Source organism: Luteibaculum oceani, from assembly GCF_007995015.1.
Taxonomy (GTDB): Bacteria; Bacteroidota; Bacteroidia; order Flavobacteriales_D; family Luteibaculaceae; genus Luteibaculum; species Luteibaculum oceani.
Map to the genome: position 1 here is coordinate 284,241 of NZ_VORB01000004.1, position 18,696 is coordinate 302,936.

An 18,696-nucleotide genomic window follows, 5' to 3' on the forward strand; every position below is an offset into this window, starting at 1 on the left:
CCCTTTCATTCAAAATCCAAAAAGAAAAAGAAATAAATCTATAGCCGAAGTAAATCCGTAATTTTGCAGCAAAATACAACCTTTTGATTCCAACAAAAAAACGCCAGAAGAAAGAAAAGCGACCAAAGTTATCATGGAAAGCAGTTAAACGTGCTGCCAAGCTTTTTAAATACTTAAGGCCATATAGGGTAACTTTTATAATCGGAATGATCTTCCTTCTTGGAAGCAGCTTAACAGGATTACTGTTCCCAGGTTTAATGGGTAAACTTGTGGATGCGCAAGGCACCGAAAGCCCAGAATCTGAATCCCTACTCCAATTAGACAACATAAATGTTGTAGCGGCGATGCTCTTTGGAGTATTTTTAGTGCAAGCTGTTTTTTCCTTTTTCAGAATTATCCTCTTCTCTAGGGTTACTGAAAACATGTTGGCCGATCTTCGCCAGAGCACTTACAATCATATTATACGACTTCCTATCGACTTTTTTAATAGAAATCGAGTAGGAGAATTGAATAGCCGAATTAGTGCCGACATTTCCGTTTTACAAGAAACCTTTACCACTACTCTCGCAGAATTCATCCGTCAAATAATCGTCATTGTTGCGGGAATTGTCTTCCTTACATTCTACTCCGTAAAACTTTCTCTTTTAATGTTGGCCACATTACCGGTATTCATGGTTATTGCCGTGCTATTCGGGAAAAAGGTTAGAAAACTTTCTAAAGAAGCGCAAGACTTAGTAGGTAAATCAAATGTAATTGTTGAGGAAACCCTAAGTGCCATTCAATCGGTTAAGGCTTACGTTAACGAGTGGTTCGAAAGCTCAAGATACAAGACGGCAACAGATAGTGTTAAGTCTGTAGCATTGAAAAATGCAACGTGGAGAGCTAGTTTCGCTTCGTTCATAATTCTCTGCTTATTCGGCTCTATAGTTTTGGTAGTATGGTACGGAGTACTTCTTCGCGAAGCTGGAGAAATAACCACCGGAGATCTGTTCTCCTTCATACTGTACTCCGTTTTTGTTGGCGCAAGTTTTGGTGGGATTGCAGACTTGTTTAGTCAAATTGCCAAAGCAGTCGGAGCAACCGAGCGCTTGATGGAAATTTTAGATACCGAATCCGAAGCGGAAGCAAAAGAAACCCAGGTAAAACTTAAAGGGAAAGTTAACTTTAAAGATGTTAGTTTTTCCTACCCCACAAGACCAGACATTAAGGTTTTAAATGAGGTAAATTTTCAAGTTGAACCAGGAGAAAATATAGCAATAGTAGGTGCATCAGGAGCAGGAAAATCTACACTTACCCAGTTACTTTTGCAATTTTTCCAACCCGACCAAGGAAAGATACTTTTCGATGGGGAAAATTTTGGAGATGACATTCATTCGGTTCGTTCCAATATGGCATTAGTTCCCCAAGAGGTGCTTCTTTTTGGAGGTACGATTAAGGAAAACATTGCCTACGGTAATATACATGCCACGGAAGAAGAAATTATAGCTGCAGCCAAATCTGCAAATGCTTGGGATTTCATTCAAAAATTTAGCGATGGGCTAGATACTGTGGTTGGGGAGCGCGGTATTCAATTATCAGGAGGGCAGCGCCAAAGAATTGCAATTGCAAGGGCCATATTAAAAGACCCATCCATCCTAATTCTGGATGAAGCAACCAGCGCCTTAGACTCAGAAAGTGAAAGCCTAGTACAAGACGCTTTAGAAAGGCTAATGAAAGGCAGAACTAGTTTCGTTATCGCGCACCGCCTGGCTACTATTGTCAATGCCGATAAAATACTCGTAATAGAAGACGGTAAAATTGTAGAAAGTGGAACGCATCAAGAGCTAATTGCAAAGGGTGGAAGATATCAATCCCTACACAACCTTCAGGATATTGGATCTAGAAGTATTGCCGACCCAATTTCTTAATGGCCACAACTTTTTTAGTTTCAAAAAAATCACCTTGAATAAACTTGGGGAGGTCTATGATTTCCCCAGCTTGTTGAGCTTCATTTAGCTCTTCTTGCAATTCGTCTCCACCCTTTAATAGGTAGATCCCCCCTGGCATTACACCGTGGGTATCCTTTTTGGTTTTCCCTTTAATCCATGGTAGTAGTTTGGCAACTCTGGCAACGGCCCTGGAAACTATTATTTCGAATTTGCCATCAATATTTTCCACGCGTTCGTGATAAGCCGTAACATTTTCAATTTTAAGCTCCTCACAAATTTCTCTTACAACGGTAATTTTCTTTTTGATGCTATCCACCAATGTAAATTGACATTCGGGATACATTATCGCCAAGGGAATTCCTGGAAGTCCACCACCAGTTCCAATATCCAGGACCTTGAAACCTGCCTCAAAATCGTACACCTTAGAAATTAATAGTGAGTGAATAATATGGCGCTCACCAATATTATCTATGTCTTTTCTAGAAACCACATTTATTTTGGAGTTCCACTCCTGATAAAGTGCTTCTAGTCTTACAAGTTTTTCAATTTGATTTTCGCTAAGCTGCGGAAAATGTTCTTGATACATGCCTTATTTTAACTCCGTATTGGATTTTACTATTTGACTCAACAGGTCTCGAGCTCTGAATAATTGCGCTTTAACTGTACCCAATGGGATATTCAACTTTTGCGCAATTTCATCGTAGGACAATTCCTGATAATAGCGCAATTCTATTAAGGTTCGGTACTTGGGCTTTAATGTTTCTACTATCCTCCGCAACTTATTATTGCGTTCCTTAATGATCATTTGATCAATGGCTATCGGATTTTCATCCTTCAGCTCCAAAAATGGAGCGTCATCATCCGTATCCAGGGCAGCATCTAAAGACACCTTTTTAGGGCGTTTTTTACGCAAATAATCTAGGGTATGATTCTTTGCTATAGTTGCCAACCAGGAGGAAAAACTGCTTCGCGGTTGAAAGGTATGAAGCTTGCTAAAAGCCTTAGTAAAAATTTCAATAAGAAGATCTTCTGCGATATCGTGATCGCGAATCATTTGGAGCACTAGATGAAAAACGTAGCCCTTGTAACGAGCAAAGATTTCTGCAAAAGCCTGCTCATCTGATTTGTTTCTTGCCAAATCAATTAAATGCCACTCCTCTTGTTTTTTTAAACCGTTTTTCACCAGTTAGCCTTAGTTTTTCGCTTGCCCGAAAGGTAAATTAATGGATGGGAAATTAAAATGATTAATTCCATAAAAGGTGCAAATATTCCCAACGAAGCCCGAGAAAAGAATTTCCCAGCTATAAATCCAAATGCCATAGAGGCTATATAATACCCTCCCAAAACCATGGCAACGCCTATCAAATTAACTCCTGTAAGGAGCAGATATCCAATTCCGCTGTAAAAGAGAATTAAGAAAAGGAAAGGGATACTTAAAAAGATCTTAGTATCCCAACCGTAAAAGGCTCCTGATTTTAAATGCCGTGTTCTTTGTTTCCACCATGAAATAAAGGTGATTTTCGGCTCGGAAATAACCTGGAATGATGGGTGAACACAACTAACCTTTGCTACCTTTTTAACGGATTGCACAAAAAGGTCATCGTCGCCAAATGGAATCTGGTAATGCGACTTAAAACCACCAACGCTTTGGTATAGCTCCTTGCTATATGCCATAAATCTTCCAACTCCCATGTAGGGCTTAAACCGCATCGCGGTGGCATAATAGCTAATTGCCGTTCTAAGATTTTCGAATTGTTGTATCCAACCCAATATACCTTTAGACCTAGAAAAAGGTGCGTATCCCAAAACCAAATTACCCCTGTTTGCCAAATGTTTTGCCACCTCGGCAACCAAATCTTCCCGATTGGGATAACAATCGGCATCGGTAACCAAAATATAGTTGTACTTGGCTTTCTTTATTCCGAGAGTAAGCGCAAACTTTTTCCCCTCCCAAACCTGCATATTTTCGGTAACCGTACTGAAGCTAAAATTGGGGTATTGGTCGCTAAATCGCTTGAGAATTTTTTCCGATTGATCCCAAGATCTGTCATTTACAACAATTACTTCGAACTCCACATTTTTTTGGCGCATCCACAATGGAATATGCTTACTCAAATTTTTCAGTTCGTTTTTTGCGGCAATTACAACACTAACAGATACCTGAGTAGTTTCATCCATCAGCAACTTCCTTCCTTTTAACCCCAGAAGCAAAAACACTTTGTAGCATAGCACTACCACGGCGGCAATCGAAACCAACAGGATTTCGAAACTGAAAAAACTAGGCATTTTATTTTTTTAGATGGCGCTAAAGTAAATACTTAGGAGCTATAAAAGCACAATGTGTATTTTCGCGGCTATATATTCTATGAGCTTTACACTTAGCACCACAGCATCAGACTCCAAAGCAAGAGCAGGAGTATTAAAACTCGCACACGGAGAAATCGAAACCCCAATTTTTATGCCCGTAGGTACGGTTGGTACCGTAAAGGGTGTGCACAACAAAGAATTGGAAGATGAAATTGCTGCCCAAATAATTCTTGGTAATACCTACCACCTATATTTAAGGCCAGGAACCAGTATTTTGGAAGAAGCGGGTGGATTGCACAAATTTATGGGGTGGAACAAACCCATTTTAACGGATAGTGGTGGGTACCAAGTGTACTCCCTAGCCGCAAACCGAAAAATAAACGAGGAGGGTGTAAAATTTAGTTCTCACATAGATGGTTCCAAACACTTTTTCACTCCTGAAAAAGCAATGGAAATTCAGCGAAGCATTGGAGCTGACATAATTATGGCCTTCGATGAATGCACCCCCTACCCTTGCGAAAAATCATATGCAAGGGCCTCCATGGAGATGACCCACAGATGGCTGAGACGCTGTTTCGATCACTTGGAGAAGATTCCGGAATTATATGGATACCCCCAACACTTATTTCCAATAGTTCAGGGTTCCGTTTACCCAGATTTAAGACAAAAATCTGCCGAGTTTATAGCATCCCAAAACGCTGTTGGAAACGCAATAGGTGGACTTTCAGTTGGAGAACCGCACGAAGATCTTTACGAGATGACGGACCTGGTATGCAATATACTTCCAACCGAAAAACCACGTTACCTCATGGGTGTTGGAACTCCTGATAACATTCTTGAATGTATTGACCTAGGTGTAGATATGTTTGATTGTGTAATGCCAACTCGTAACGGACGTAATGGAATGCTATTTACCAGTGAAGGTATTATCAACATAAAGAATAAAAAGTGGGAAAGAGATTTCAGTCCCATAGATCCAAACTCCCCAGTTTCAACAGATACTTTCCACTCTAAAGCATATTTAAGACACCTTTTTATAGCCAGAGAAAGACTTGGCCCCCAATTAGCGAGCATCCACAATCTTGGATTTTACCTTTGGTTAGTAAAGGAGGCACGTAAAAGAATCATAGACGGAACTTTTAAGACCTGGAAAACCCAAATGATTCCAAAATTGAAAAATCGATTATAGGTGTTGCCAATTTTAGATAGATACCTTATTCGAAAGTTCTTAGGAACCTTCTTTTTCATTTTAGCCATTGTTATGGCTATATCTGTTGTATTTGATGTATCGGAAAGGATAGATGACTTTCTTGAGTCAAATGCCACTTTTTGGGAAATAATTACTGTTTACTACGGAAATTTTGTGCTGTACTATGGTAATCTATTTTCCCACCTTTTGATATTTATTACGGTGATAATTTTCACCAGTAAACTTGCGCAGCAATCCGAACTTATTTCTATTCTAGCAGGTGGGGTATCTTTTAATCGTCTGCTCAGACCCTACTTTATTTCCGCGACCATATTGGTAATTATTGCCTTATTGCTAAATCACTTTGTGCTCCCAATGAGTAACAAGGCAAGAATTGATTTCCATGTTGAACACCTATGGAATAGCTTTAAAATAAGGGAAAACAATCTTCATAGGGAGATAGAACCAGGGGTTATTGCCTTTGCGGAGTCGATAAATCTAGAATACAATACTGCCTACCGTTTTTCAATTGAAAAGTGGGAGGATGGAAAAATTTCGGAAAAGATCATTACAGATAGAGCCATTTTTAATCCAGAAGATAGCTCCTGGACCCTGCGTTATGTTACCCACAGAAAATTCTTTGAAGACGGCGAGGAGTCTTTAAGAAGAGAAATTTCGCTAGACACATTAATACCGGTAGTCCCAAAAGATTTTGGTGAACGCCCCGAAATTGCGGCAACGCTAGGCTATAACGAGCTTAACGAATATATTGAAAAGGAAAAGCTTAAGGGGTCAGATCAAGTGGTGTTTTTTGAGATAGAAAAACATCAGAGAACGAGTTACCCCTTGGCTACATACATTCTTACCCTTATTGGAGTTTCCATAGCCTCACGAAAAGCACGCGGTGGGATTGGTCTTCACATAGCAATGGGGTTTGTAATTATTCTCATTTACATTTTTGTAATGAAGGTGAGTACGGTGGCCGCCACCAATGCAGGGGTAAATCCCCTAATATCTGTCTGGATACCCAATATAGTCTTCCTTATTCTAGCTATCCTTCTCTACAGCAAAGCGCAGAAGTAGGATTCCCCAATTTACCAGTCCAAAGGACGTTAAGATTAGTTTCCCTGGCTACAATGGGTGGATGATCATATATTCCATAAATACAGCTTCCACTTCCGGACAGTGAGGTATAAATAGCTCCCATGTTTTGTAGTTCCTCAAAAAGCTCGCCCACCTGTGGATGCTTTTTTAAAAACCCACCCTGAAAATCGTTGGTCAAACTTTTCCATTGGGAGAAATCCTTGTATCCGGATAAATCGCTATCAACCTTACCATCTCTAACACTCGCAAAAGCCTCAACGGTGCTCATGGTCAATCCTTTAGGCTGAATTAAAACTAGATACTTCCCCCTTATAAAATCTTCAACGGGTTCTATAATATCACCGCGTCCGCGGACAACAGAAATTTGTTTACAAACAAAAAAACCTGTGTCACTACCAAATTTCAGAGCAATTTCCTCGAGGTCTTTTCTACTTAATCCCAGCTTAAAAAAAACATTGCACATAAGACACATTTCAGCAAGATCACCCGACCCAGCTCCAATTCCAGTTCCGGCTGGGACATTTTTATACAAGTGCCATATTACATGAGGGAGATTAAATTTTTTCTGCATGTAGCACCATGCCTTCCATACCAAATTATCCTCCTTGTTTCCAGGAATAGAAATTCCATATAATACAAGGTCCGATTTCTCGGCTAATTCTAATTCCAAAATATCGCCGAAGGGCAGTGGTATAAAAAAGCTTTGCAACTCGTGGTAACCATCAGAACGTTTACCTAAAATATTGAGCCCCAAATTTATTTTTGTGTAACATGTAGAAAGCATCGCAACAAAGATGTATTAAAACGACCTAACCGTAAAAAATTATAACTTGCACCCTCCTAAAAAAGGACAATTTATGCCAACGCTATTGGATTTTGAAACACCTATAGGTGACCTACTTGAGCAAATCGAGAAAACCAAACAAATTGGTGAAAAGAATGAGGTGGATATCACCGAAACACTTACCGGTTTAAAGGAAAAATTAGAAGCTAAACAAAAGGAGATCTACGGCAATTTAACTCCGTGGCAGAGGGTTCAGCTTTCAAGACACCCTGAAAGACCATATACATTAGCATATATCGAACACATTACGGACGGTAATTTCCAAGAATTACACGGCGATAGAAATGTAAAAGACGATAAAGCCATGGTTGGTGGGTTTGGTCAAATTGATGATCAAACGGTTATGTTTATTGGTCAGCAAAAGGGAATCAATACCAAAATGAGACAGTATCGTAATTTTGGAATGGCAAACCCTGAGGGGTACAGAAAGGCCCTCAGACTGATGAAATTGGCCGAGAAATTCAATAAGCCGATTGTAACTTTTATCGATACTCCAGGAGCTTATCCTGGTCTGGAAGCCGAGGAAAGAGGTCAGGGTGAAGCCATTGCACGAAACCTTTTTGAGATGATAAATCTTAAGGTGCCGGTAATTTGTATTGTTATTGGTGAAGGAGCCTCTGGGGGGGCATTAGGTATTGCCTTAGGAGATAAAGTACTTATGTTGGAAAACTCATGGTACTCTGTAATTTCTCCTGAAAACTGTTCTACCATTCTATGGAGAACCTGGGATTTTAAAGAGCAAGCAGCATCTGCACTAAAACTTACCGCCCAGGATATGTTGAAGAATAAACTTATCGATGGGGTAATTAAAGAACCTCTTGGTGGTGCACACTGGAATCACGAAGAATCCTTTAAAATTGTAAAGCGCGAGATAAAAAAACATATCAAAAAGCTTTCTGCTATTGATACTGATGAGAGAATAAAAGCCAGAATTGACAAGTTCTGTACGATGGGAGTATACAACTCTTAAGCCGCCGCTTAAAAATTGATAAAAGCTAAAGATTTACACTTTTGCTAGTGCCGCAGGGCATTGGTAGAATTGTTCAAAGTCTTTAGCTTTTTTTTTTCGCTTTTGCGCCAACGAAAATTACCTTTGACTTTGCTATGGAAGAGTCTCAAAAATCATCAACAAAATCGCGTTTAGCGAAGCCCAACTATCCACAAAACACTTTTGAAAGTGGAAAATTACCACCTCAGGCAATAGACCTAGAGGAAGCGGTATTGGGAGCCCTTATGCTAGACAGCAACGCGCTCTCAGATGTTTTGGAGATTTTAAGCCCTAGTGTCTTTTATAAAGAGGCGCATAAAAAGATATATAAAGCCATCCTGGATCTCTTTACCGATTCTGAACCTATTGATATTTTAACGGTAACCCAAAAATTGCGCTCAACGGGCGAGCTTGATGCTGTGGGTGGTCCTTACTTTGTTTCTCAGCTGACCAATAGAGTTGCATCTTCTGCTAACTTGGAATATCATGCGAGAATTATCTCTCAAAAATATTTGCAGCGAGAGCTTATAAAAATCACCTCAAATATTACTAAAAAGGCATACGAAGATACTAGTGACGTTTTAGAGCTGCTGGATGAGGCGGAACAAGAATTATTTAACCTTTCTGAGGGAAATATTAAACGGAACTATGAATCCATGCGAGAGTTGCTTCAAAAAGCCATTACACAAATCGAAGAGGCTGGAGCAAATCAAGAGGGATTAAGTGGGGTTCCGTCAGGATTTAGAGATCTGGATAAGTTAACTGGAGGATGGCAAAAATCTGATCTTGTTATTGTTGCTGCTCGCCCTGCGATGGGAAAAACGGCTTTCGTTTTATCCATGGCGAAAAATATGGCTACCCGCCATAATGTTCCGGTTGCCCTTTTCTCTCTGGAAATGTCATCCATTCAGTTGGTTAACCGTTTAATTTCTTCTGAAACTGGGATTGAGTCAGATAAGTTGAGAAAGGGAAATTTATCTGAAGAGGATTATAGACAACTACACGCTAGAATTGGAAAACTTGCTGAAGCCCCAATATATATTGATGACACCCCAGCTTTGGGGATTTTCGAATTAAGGGCGAAATGCCGAAGGCTAGTTTTCCAGCATGATGTAAAGATCATAATTATCGATTACCTCCAGTTAATGTCAGGAACCGGAAATGAAGGAGGGAACAGGGTTCAGGAGATTTCTGCCATTTCAAGAGCTCTTAAAATTATTGCAAAAGAACTCGAGGTACCGGTTATTGCATTAAGTCAGTTAAGCCGTGCCGTAGAAACCCGTGGTGGTGATAAGCGTCCTATGCTTTCCGACCTTCGTGAATCGGGTTCTATTGAGCAGGATGCCGATATTGTAAGCTTTATTTATCGCCCCGAATACTACGGTATAACGGAAGATGAGAACGGACAACCTCTTCAGGGTGTTGGAGAAATTATGATTGCCAAGCACAGAAATGGAGCTGTTGAAAATGTGCGCCTAAGATTTAAGGGGCATTTAGCACGTTTCGAAGATTTAAATGAACCTGGAATGATGGGAGATGGCGATAATCCTTTCTCCACTGGTGGAGGTTTACAGCCTAACTCAGATTTTGACGGAAACTCAAATATTGGTGCATCACCTAATGTGGTAATTAAAGGTTCTAAAATAAATGACGATAGCGAGGATGACGATGGCTTCTCCAATCTTTCTGGAGGAGATGGAAATCCACAAGATTTACCTTGGTAATCCGTTATTAATTAAAAGTTGACTCCTCAATTTATGCGCTTAATTACCTTTATGTTAATACTGCTTTTCGGACTCCAAGCGGAGGCCAAAAAGCTATTGCTTCCCATGGATGAAAATCAAAAAAATCATCTAAAGGCATACGGTATAGCCTATTGGACCCTTGAGCGTGATGTCGATTTAGAATGGCTGTTGAATTATAGAGGAGGTAGCTTTCTTATACCTTTTTCCCAAACCATCTTAAACGAATGCAATATTAGAGGGGTGAGCTATGAGGTTGTTTCCGATGCTCAAACCAATTCCATATACACCCAAATTGCGAGCCCTGATGTGAATATGGAAATCATAAAGCTAGAGAAGGTTCCGAAAATTGCCGTGTATTCACCACAGGGCAAACAACCCTGGGATGACGCGGTAACATTGGTACTTACCTACGCCGAAATCCCTTATGAAATAATATACGACACCGAGGTTATTGAAGGGAAACTGCCGCTTTACGATTGGCTACACCTCCACCATGAAGATTTTACTGGGCAATTTGGAAAGTTTTATGCCAGCTATAAAAATGCAGCATGGTACCAAGATGAAGTTCGGGTAAATACAGAAACCGCTAATAAACTTGGTTTTTCTAAAGTCTCGGATCTAAAAAATGCAGTTGCCAACGAAATAAAAAAGTACGTTATCGGTGGCGGATTCCTATTTACTATGTGCTCCGGTACCGATAGTTACGATATTTCTTTAGCTGCTACGGGGGTAGATATTTGCGAAAGTATGTATGACGGTGATCCTGCTGAAGCCAACTACCAAAGCAAACTCGACTTTAGCCAATCGCTTGCATTTAAAAATTTCAGTCTTGTTCAAGATCCTTTAAAGTACGAGTTCTCAAATATTGATGCGACTATGGATCACGTTGGGCTGGGCCAAGTAAAAGATGTTTTTACCTTGTTTGATTTTTCTGCGAAATGGGATATTGTTCCTACCATGTTAACCCAAAGCCATAAACGAGTGGTAACAGGTTTTATGGGACAAACAACTGCGTTTAGAAAAGATTTTTTAAAACCCAATGTTACTGTTTTGGGAGAAACTAAAAGCATCAATTCCGCCAAATACATTCATGGTGAACTAGGAAAGGGTCAATGGACATTTTACGGCGGGCATGATCCAGAAGATTATCGTCACTTAGTTGGAGATCCTCCTACCGATTTAAACCTACACCCCAATTCTGCTGGATACAGATTAATTCTGAACAACGTATTATTCCCAGCAGCGAAAAAGAAAAAGCTTAAGACTTAGGGAACCGTAAGGTAAGTGTTGTACCTATCCCCTCTTTTGACTCCAGTTGTATACTGGCTTTATGGAGATCAGCAATTTTCTTTACCACCGCCATTCCTACACCTAAACCAGGGTACTTATCTCTTGCGTGTAGTTGCTGAAATATCTTAAAGACCTTATCAAGTTGGTTTTCAGGTATTCCTATTCCGTTATCCCGAATAAAAACCTCTGTACATCCCCCTTTTACTTCACCTCCTACTTCTAAAACTAGTCGTCTACTTTGATCTCTATACTTTATTGAATTGCTCAAAAGATGTCTGAAAAGCATTTTTAGGTAAGGCTCTATTCCACAAATAACAGGGAGTGGATGGATAGCCAAATCTAACTCCGTAGGAACGTCTAGGTCATTTAAGGTATTGTGCACTATGGAATCTAGATCTACGTCGGAACATTCCTTTAATTCTCCTAACCTCAGGTAATCTAGTAGTTCCTTAACCTGATCGCGCATTCTGCCTGCGGCTGCAAGGCTATATTTGATATACTCAGCACCATCCCCTTCAATCTGATCAATATATTCCCGATTCAAGAGATCCATAAAACTCAATATAGATTGCGTGGGTTCCTGAAGTTGATGACTAGTTAAGTACACAAAGTTTTCTAATTCTTCATTTCTAAGCTCAAGTTCCTTATTGGAAGCCTCTAGTTTTCGTTGCATTTCATTCTTCTCGGTAATATCTGTCCAAGTACTATTCGCCCCTTTTACAACACCCTCATTGTTTTTAATAGCAATCGCTTTCCATAAGATTTCGAGTTTTCGCTCATCTTTGGTTAGAATTGTCAATTCTACATTTTCAATGATCTCCTTATCCTTAAAAGCTGCAAATTCCTTCCTCGCTTTTTCAAAGTCTTCTGTACCACGAAAAAACTTAAAAACTGAATGATCGATTATTTCCTCTCTGCTGTAGCCAGTTAATTCGATAATTCTATTGTTACACTGTGTTACCAATCCAGAATTGGCATCTATAGAAAGCAACATTTCTGGCGAACTGTTATAAAGTTGAATGGTTTGCGATCTAGATTCCTCATATGCGCGCTCGGTTAAGTACTTTTTTATAAAAAACTTAACCTGATTCTGTAATTCAATTGGTTCAAAGGGCTTAGTAATAAAGCTAAATGCTCCTTTTTCATAGCCCCTAAACATGTTAAGTCTATCCGTAAAGATTGCGCTGATAAAAATGATGGGAAGTTCGTGCGTTTCTGGGTCCGAGCGAATAATTTCTGCTAACTCATAACCATCCATTTCGGGCATTTGAACATCCAGCAAGGCAAGTGCAAAATCGTGTTGTAATATTTTCTTTAGTGCCTCATTTCCCGACTGGGCCTCTACTATTTCCACATCAAAATCGGCCAGAACACGACGAAGCGCAACCAAATTTTGGACCTTGTCATCAACTGCCAAAATTTTGGGTGCAATACCAGAAACCAACTTTTTTTCACTGATCAATTCATCCATATTGACAGTAATTTAAGTAGTTTATCAATGTCTACTGGCTTAGCAAAATAGTCGCTAGCCCCGGCCTGTAAACACTTTTCTCTATCTCCAGACATTGCCTTCGCTGTTAATGCTATAATGGGCTTGTTTTTAAAATCAGGGTTAGATCTAATCAAGCCTATGGCCTCGTATCCATCCATGTCTGGCATCATAATATCCATTAAGACCACGTCAATTTCTGGGTTCTCTTCAAGGGTTCGAATACCAGACGGACCACTTTCTGCTTTAAAAACTTCTAAGCCATGGCTTCTTAAGGCATTCGAAAGGGCAAATATGTTACGCATATCATCATCGACTACAAGAACTCGCTTACCAGTTAAATCCGTTTCTATAGAAGATTCAACTTCTGTCGTATCTTTTCTACTACTTTTAAAAGTATTTATTGGCTGATGCAAGTACATAGCTGTTTGGGAAAGAATATGGCTTTCAGAATCCTTCCCTTTTATAATTACCGTTTCGGCCCAATGCTTTATATCCTCTATTTCCTCACGGTCTAGGTCCGCTCCAGTATACACAATAATCGGTGGTGGATTTCTTTGAGATTCATTAAAATATTCCAGAATTCGCACACCAGATCCGTCTGTAAGTGTCAAATCCAAAATGATACAATCGACAATTTTATCCTTTAAAATTTTAGTTGCCGCAGATACCGATTCCGCTTCAACAATTTCTAGGTTGTCACTCTTCAATAATACGTTGAGGGAGTGCCTTACATTTTGATCGTCTTCAACTACCAGGAGCAATCGTATTTTTTGTTTACAGTAATTTTCTATTAGCTGAAATGTATTCTTTAATATTTGTGGCTGAACTGGCTTAGTAAGATAATTAAGTACTGATCCTTTTATTGGTGTATCTTCCTTATGTAATGCGGAAATTATAGAAACAGGGATATGTCTCAATGAGGAACTAGACTTTAGCTCCCCTAAAACCGCTAAGCCACTTATTCCCGGTAGTTTAATATCCAAGATTATGGATAGTACATTAAATGAGTTTAATAATTTTAAACCTTCCTCACCGGATGCAGCACAAACTGCTTTTCTCCCAATTTCATTGGCCTCCTTCATTAAAATTTTCGCAAATGCAGAATCATCCTCTATAATTAAGATTACTTCTTCTCCATCGGAAACATCCTCTCTGTCGTCTCTAAATTGATGCTTGGGTAATTCCTCAACTTGCTCCACCTTTTCAGGCTCCAAAACTTGGGATTTTACCTTCGGTTTGGAAGGTGCCTTTTTAACTGGTCTTTTACCTACGTCCTCACTACAGCAGCCCTCCAAAACCAATTTAAAGGTAGACCCTTTCCCCTCTTCACTTTCTAATTCCAAATGTCCTCCGAGCAATTCCGATAATTGGGTGGCAATAGACAACCCTAAACCTGTACCACCATACCTTCTGGCTGTTCCACCCTCAGCCTGTTTAAAAGCTTCAAAAATAAGTCCCTGCTTAGATTTAGGAATACCAATACCCGTATCGGTTACTGAAAAATGAACATCGTCCTGATGCCGCTCTACAACCAAAGAAACCGATCCCTGGTTAGTGAATTTCAAAGCATTACTAAGCAAATTCTTAAGAATCTGGTTTAACCTCTGACTGTCGCTGATAATGAAATCTGGTACTCCTGGTTGAACAATAAGGTTAAGATCCAAGCCTTTTTTATTGGCTAGTGCTTTAAAGGAATTTTTGGCCGTTTGAACCACATTATTGACATAGGTTTTTTCAAAATTGGCCTCCATTTTTCCAGCTTCAATTTTGCTTAAATCCAGAATATCATTAATCAAAGAAAGTAAATCTGTTCCCGATTCATGAATGATTCTAACACTTTCTAACTCTTCTTCATTAAAGGTTTTGCTTCGGTTTTTACATAAGTCATTTGCGAGTATAAGTAGACTATTTAAGGGAGATCTAAGTTCATGGCTCATATTGGCAAGGAATTCACTCTTGTATTTACTGGCTTGCTCTAATTCCTCTGCCTTGCGCTGTAATTCAATATTGTTAGAACTGAGTTCTGAATTCTGAGTCTCTATTTGTCCAACCATGTTGTTGAATGATTTGGTGAGTTTACCTACCTCATCATCGTAGTAAATTGGCGCTCGAATTGAATAATCCTTTTCCCTCGAAATGTTAAGGGCAGTCCTCATCAGGTTTAATATCGGGATTGTAATGTTTCGTTTTAATCGCTTAGAAAAAACGATTACCAGTAACAGAGAAACCAGAATGGATACACCGCCAACTATTGCATACACACCCATTCGCTGCTTCAAAGCATTCAATTGATATTTTAGGTGTAGGGTACCAATGGTTTTGTCGTCCTGAGATATGGGCAAATACATTTGAATCTCCTCACCACGAATATCGTACTGATACGGAAGTAGGCCCTCAATCCCCATTTTTAACTCGGATTCTTTCGGATAAAAGGAAAAAAGTTTACCCGCTTCATCGTAAATGGCAACAGAAACAATATCCGATTCAGCTGAAATGGCTCGAATTACATCATCGGCATCCTCCTTACTTTGAAAAGTTAGAGCAGCCGTACTGTTTGTGGCAATAATTTTACCAATTGTACTGAGTTTTTCTATGGTGGCATTACGCAAGCTCACGTAATCATAAATGAAAAAAATTGCTCCAGTTACCATTAAAATGGTTGCACTCAATAGCAAAGTAAATCGCGTTAGTTTCTTTTGGATGGGAAGGTTCTCAAACTTCATACTAATAGAGTGTTGCCATTTTTAAAAGCTTGGAACTAATTTTAAAGTCCTGTTCCTGCACTTTATCCAGGTGGACTTGAAATTTTAATTTGTTATCGGCCGTGTAGAATCGAATCATCCCGCCTTTATCCAAAAAGCTATCTGATTCGCCAATAATCAAGGCGTTGCTACTCCCCTTTGTCTTCCATTCATCCATTCCGAATCTATAGTTACTTGGAACGAAAATTATATGGCTCTCTGCGGCAGAAGCCAAATCTGATGCTCTTTTTACCACAACCTTACGCCCACCTATTTGCTGATTTTTAACCAATTCCGTTAATACATTCCCAAATGGATTTTCGCCAACAACGGCTATTACCAATGTGTTATTGGTATTTTGAAATGATGCCTCAGGCCAATTAACAAACTGGCAAAAATTGTATATAAACGCAGCCTTAAGTTGGTACTCTCTAGAAACTGAGCTCTGCGCCTGAACTGGAAATGGCCAACCGTTGACTATCAATAGCAAGCCTACAATTAGTGCTGTTTTTACTAATCTGTCCATTATTGTATTCCAATTTCAATTCGTAAAAAAACACTTCTTGGTATGCCTAATCCTGCTTGTGGATTGTGCGGTTTTAAAAGATTGGTCCCAACCAAAGACAATCTCAAGCTCTCAATTTTTCTTGCCAACCGGATATCAAGCCCTGTATAGCCCCTAACTTCTTCCTGAGTATCGCTCCTTCGAAGTTTGCTATTTACTCGAAGTAAAACATCCAATTCTGTATTTTCACCAATATTGCTTATCGATTGCAACCTAAAGGTATGCTTGGGGTCAACACTTTCAAAGGGTTCGCTAACAGCTAAAACCAATTGAGATTTTTGATCAATTACATTTTCAAAGAAGGAGTACCCAGCCCTAATCCTCCACTGGTTCATTATACTAAGGTTACTAAACAACTCAAAACCTTTGGATTCTGCTCTTTGGCTATTAGCAAGAACCACAGTGTAAGGAATGTCGGGATTTGTATTCACATCCAAACTCCTAAGATCATCATAGTTATTAATGTAACCCGCGAATGAAAGGCTTAACTTATTACTTACCTTCCACCTAGAACCCAATTCATAGGCCAGAAGCTTTTCACTGTCGAAAGAATCCCCACCAACCGTGATATCAGAATCGAATCTACTAGGTAATCTAACTGCCCTACTTATAGCTCCCCAAACGGAAAGATTATCAGAAATACTATAATTCAACCTTGCACTGGGTTGAACTTCAAATCCAGTAAACACATTATGTAAAAACTTGGATCCAATTGTAGCCTTAAGAACATCTGGAATAACGGTAATTTCATCTTGGAAAAACACGCTATATAACTGCATACTTCTCTCCCTTGGTATGTAATTAGTTGTTGCAGTAACTGCTGTTTGATCCTCTCTTAACTGGTATAAGACACCGACCATAACATTGTTCCAATCATTTAATTTGAACCTGTACTTGGCATCTAATTCGTATGTATTTAGCTGATATTGAACAATATCATTAGAGTCTCTTGGGGTCCCGCGCCATACATAATCGTAATATCCTTGAATACGCAAGTCGGATCCATTATTAAACTCCTTGCTATACCGGCCTAGAATATTTGCACCATCCGTATTACTGAAGTCCTCACCAGCATGTTGAGTTCCTGTGTAAAGATCACCCTGAACCGTAAGATTCTGCCTATTGTCCAAGGCCCTATCCAGCCTAAACCCCGCTTGGTACATATCATATCTATCCGAAATACTGCTGGTATCCGCCATTTTACCCCTAAAAGAAGAGCCCAATTCCATAAATTGGCCATATACCCTAACAAATGATTTACCAGACTTAAAACCATATCTTAAATTGGTTTTTCTTTCCAAATAGGTACCTATAGAGGAGGATGCATACAAGCCTTGAGTTTCCTCTGCTGACTTTGATACAATATTTATTACTCCATTAACCGCGTTTGCACCCCATAAAGTTCCACCCGGTCCCGAAACTACCTCTATCCTATCAATATCTTGTAAGATGTAATTTTGTACATCCCAGTACACCCCACCAAGAATGGGTGTGTAAATGCTACGGCCATCACTCAGAACCAAAAGTTTATTAGCCAATATCCCTCCAGCTGATGGTAAACCGTTAAAACCTCGGGCAGTTATACCAAAATCGTGAGAATTAACTTGGGTGGATTGGAGATTAGTCGCTAATGCCACTGCTTCTGGCAGTCTAATAGCACTTGAACGTACTATTTCTTCATTGTTGATTACCTGAATCGCAGAAGCCACCTGTGATATTTTCTCCGGGTTATTTGAAATGGAAGTAACTTCCATGTTCATCAATTGATCCAAAGACATCATTCTTAAATCACCAGTTGAAAGTAAGCTATCTGAATTGGCTTGACCAAAAGCAACGATGTGAAGCAATGAGAGAAGGATAAGGCCACTAAATTTCACCAATGTAGCCTTAAATGGTATAAATTTAATTTGTCCCATACAGCAATTAACAATATAGGGGCTCTAACGACACAATAAAACCGTCGAAGCACCTTAAAAAAACGACTTAACGTAGTAGTATGGGACTATTTTAATAAACTATTAACAGAATTTCCTTGATGCTTGGTAAGAATAGCATTGTTTCCTATCAGGATTTCTAAACTGTAATTAACGATAATACAAACCAATAAAATGAACTCTCATTGAAATTGGGGTCTAATTCTAATGTAGACTGTATTAACAATCGGAAAGGGTAATAAACAGAGGATTTTTTATGATGACGGATTATGGATGAAGGATAATTAGAATCTAGTTTTCCCTCTTTTAAAGTACAATCAGAGCGTTCTGCCTTAGCGAAGTATAAGGCAGCTTGTTACGCGTTGGTTAATAGTTGGCTGGGTGAAGTCAAAGCCACCGAAGCCGAAGCTAGCGTAGCCGAGTCCTGTCGGTAGCCTGAGCGAAGTATAAAGCAAAAAAAAACCCTGACTACGAAGTAATCAGGGTTTTAGATAAAAAGTGGCGGCGACATACTCTCCCGGTTGGTATACCAGTACCATCTGCGCTAGTGAGCTTAACTTCTCTGTTCG

At 39.5% G+C, this 18,696-nt stretch carries 14 protein-coding genes and 1 rRNA gene; 6 read left to right on the forward strand and 9 right to left on the reverse strand.

Going from position 1 to position 18,696, the window contains the following annotated elements:
* Positions 1-83: 83 nt before the first annotated feature.
* Positions 84-1,907, forward strand: coding sequence for an ABC transporter ATP-binding protein (locus FRX97_RS05920; RefSeq protein WP_223266570.1), 1,824 nt, complete (start codon positions 84-86; stop codon positions 1,905-1,907).
* Here FRX97_RS05920 and rsmG read toward each other — a convergent pair.
* The 3 genes from rsmG to FRX97_RS05935 are packed head-to-tail and all read right to left on the reverse strand — an operon-like array spanning position 1,879 to position 4,214.
* Positions 1,879-2,514, reverse strand: a complete 636-nt coding sequence (rsmG, locus tag FRX97_RS05925) for a 16S rRNA (guanine(527)-N(7))-methyltransferase RsmG (RefSeq protein WP_147014272.1) — start codon at positions 2,512-2,514, stop codon at positions 1,879-1,881. The two genes, FRX97_RS05920 and rsmG, sit on opposite strands and share 29 nt — an antisense overlap.
* A gap of 3 nt (positions 2,515-2,517) precedes the next feature.
* Entirely contained in the window at positions 2,518-3,111 is a 594-nt protein-coding gene (locus FRX97_RS05930) for an RNA polymerase sigma factor (protein ID WP_170227044.1), read from the reverse strand.
* Complete coding sequence (locus FRX97_RS05935) at positions 3,108-4,214, reverse strand: glycosyltransferase (protein ID WP_147014274.1); 1,107 nt, start codon at positions 4,212-4,214, stop codon at positions 3,108-3,110. The genes FRX97_RS05930 and FRX97_RS05935 overlap by 4 nt, the downstream gene beginning before the upstream one ends.
* A 79-nt stretch (positions 4,215-4,293) precedes the next feature.
* Between FRX97_RS05935 and tgt the strand changes: the two genes are divergently transcribed.
* Both tgt and FRX97_RS05945 read left to right on the forward strand, forming a co-directional pair.
* Complete coding sequence (gene tgt / locus FRX97_RS05940) at positions 4,294-5,424, forward strand: tRNA guanosine(34) transglycosylase Tgt (protein WP_147014275.1); 1,131 nt, start codon at positions 4,294-4,296, stop codon at positions 5,422-5,424.
* A complete protein-coding gene (locus FRX97_RS05945) occupies positions 5,425-6,507 on the forward strand; it encodes an LptF/LptG family permease (RefSeq protein ID WP_147014276.1) in 1,083 nt (360 codons plus the stop codon).
* Here FRX97_RS05945 and ispE read toward each other — a convergent pair.
* Entirely contained in the window at positions 6,476-7,312 is an 837-nt protein-coding gene (gene ispE, locus FRX97_RS05950; protein WP_147014277.1) for a 4-(cytidine 5'-diphospho)-2-C-methyl-D-erythritol kinase, read from the reverse strand. The genes FRX97_RS05945 and ispE overlap by 32 nt on opposite strands.
* A gap of 73 nt (positions 7,313-7,385) precedes the next feature.
* Here ispE and FRX97_RS05955 point away from each other — a divergent pair, with 73 nt between their 5' ends.
* The 3 genes from FRX97_RS05955 to FRX97_RS05965 all read left to right on the forward strand — a co-directional run bounded on the left by FRX97_RS05955 (position 7,386) and on the right by FRX97_RS05965 (position 11,374).
* Positions 7,386-8,342 carry an acetyl-CoA carboxylase carboxyltransferase subunit alpha gene (locus tag FRX97_RS05955; RefSeq protein WP_147014278.1) on the forward strand — a complete coding sequence of 319 codons (957 nt, stop codon included), beginning with the start codon at positions 7,386-7,388 and terminating at the stop codon, positions 8,340-8,342.
* Between the two features lie 134 nt (positions 8,343-8,476).
* On the forward strand, positions 8,477-10,084 hold the full coding sequence (dnaB, locus tag FRX97_RS05960) for a replicative DNA helicase (RefSeq protein WP_147014279.1): 1,608 nt from the start codon (positions 8,477-8,479) through the stop codon (positions 10,082-10,084).
* Positions 10,085-10,117: 33 nt separating this feature from the next.
* Entirely contained in the window at positions 10,118-11,374 is a 1,257-nt protein-coding gene (locus FRX97_RS05965; protein WP_223266571.1) for an asparagine synthetase B, read from the forward strand.
* On the opposite strand, the gene FRX97_RS05970 is transcribed toward FRX97_RS05965, so the two are convergent.
* The 5 genes from FRX97_RS05970 to rrf all read right to left on the reverse strand — a co-directional run.
* Complete coding sequence (locus FRX97_RS05970; protein WP_147014280.1) at positions 11,364-12,866, reverse strand: sensor histidine kinase; 1,503 nt, start codon at positions 12,864-12,866, stop codon at positions 11,364-11,366. The two genes, FRX97_RS05965 and FRX97_RS05970, sit on opposite strands and share 11 nt — an antisense overlap.
* Entirely contained in the window at positions 12,854-15,610 is a 2,757-nt protein-coding gene (locus FRX97_RS05975; RefSeq protein WP_147014281.1) for a response regulator, read from the reverse strand. Before FRX97_RS05975 ends, FRX97_RS05970 begins: the two co-directional genes overlap by 13 nt.
* A gap of 1 nt (position 15,611) precedes the next feature.
* Complete coding sequence (locus FRX97_RS05980) at positions 15,612-16,154, reverse strand: YfiR family protein (protein ID WP_147014282.1); 543 nt, start codon at positions 16,152-16,154, stop codon at positions 15,612-15,614.
* The gene (locus tag FRX97_RS05985) at positions 16,154-18,109 is read right to left on the reverse strand and encodes a TonB-dependent receptor plug domain-containing protein (RefSeq protein ID WP_147014283.1); all 1,956 of its coding nucleotides are present in this window, start codon (positions 18,107-18,109) and stop codon (positions 16,154-16,156) included. The genes FRX97_RS05980 and FRX97_RS05985 overlap by 1 nt, the downstream gene beginning before the upstream one ends.
* A gap of 514 nt (positions 18,110-18,623) precedes the next feature.
* Positions 18,624-18,696 (reverse strand): 5S ribosomal RNA (gene rrf / locus FRX97_RS12510); the annotation flags it as partial.

Coding starts and splice junctions, on each gene's coding strand:
- FRX97_RS05970 (WP_147014280.1), bottom strand. CDS start 12,866: ATGGATGAATTGATCAGTGAAAAAAAGTTGGTTTCTGGTATTGCACCC.
- FRX97_RS05955 (WP_147014278.1), top strand. CDS start 7,386: ATGCCAACGCTATTGGATTTTGAAACACCTATAGGTGACCTACTTGAG.
- dnaB (WP_147014279.1), top strand. CDS start 8,477: ATGGAAGAGTCTCAAAAATCATCAACAAAATCGCGTTTAGCGAAGCCC.
- FRX97_RS05980 (WP_147014282.1), bottom strand. CDS start 16,154: ATGGACAGATTAGTAAAAACAGCACTAATTGTAGGCTTGCTATTGATA.
- tgt (WP_147014275.1), top strand. CDS start 4,294: ATGAGCTTTACACTTAGCACCACAGCATCAGACTCCAAAGCAAGAGCA.
- FRX97_RS05965 (WP_223266571.1), top strand. CDS start 10,118: ATGCGCTTAATTACCTTTATGTTAATACTGCTTTTCGGACTCCAAGCG.
- ispE (WP_147014277.1), bottom strand. CDS start 7,312: ATGCTTTCTACATGTTACACAAAAATAAATTTGGGGCTCAATATTTTA.
- FRX97_RS05935 (WP_147014274.1), bottom strand. CDS start 4,214: ATGCCTAGTTTTTTCAGTTTCGAAATCCTGTTGGTTTCGATTGCCGCC.
- FRX97_RS05975 (WP_147014281.1), bottom strand. CDS start 15,610: ATGAAGTTTGAGAACCTTCCCATCCAAAAGAAACTAACGCGATTTACT.
- rsmG (WP_147014272.1), bottom strand. CDS start 2,514: ATGTATCAAGAACATTTTCCGCAGCTTAGCGAAAATCAAATTGAAAAA.
- FRX97_RS05985 (WP_147014283.1), bottom strand. CDS start 18,109: ATGGGACAAATTAAATTTATACCATTTAAGGCTACATTGGTGAAATTT.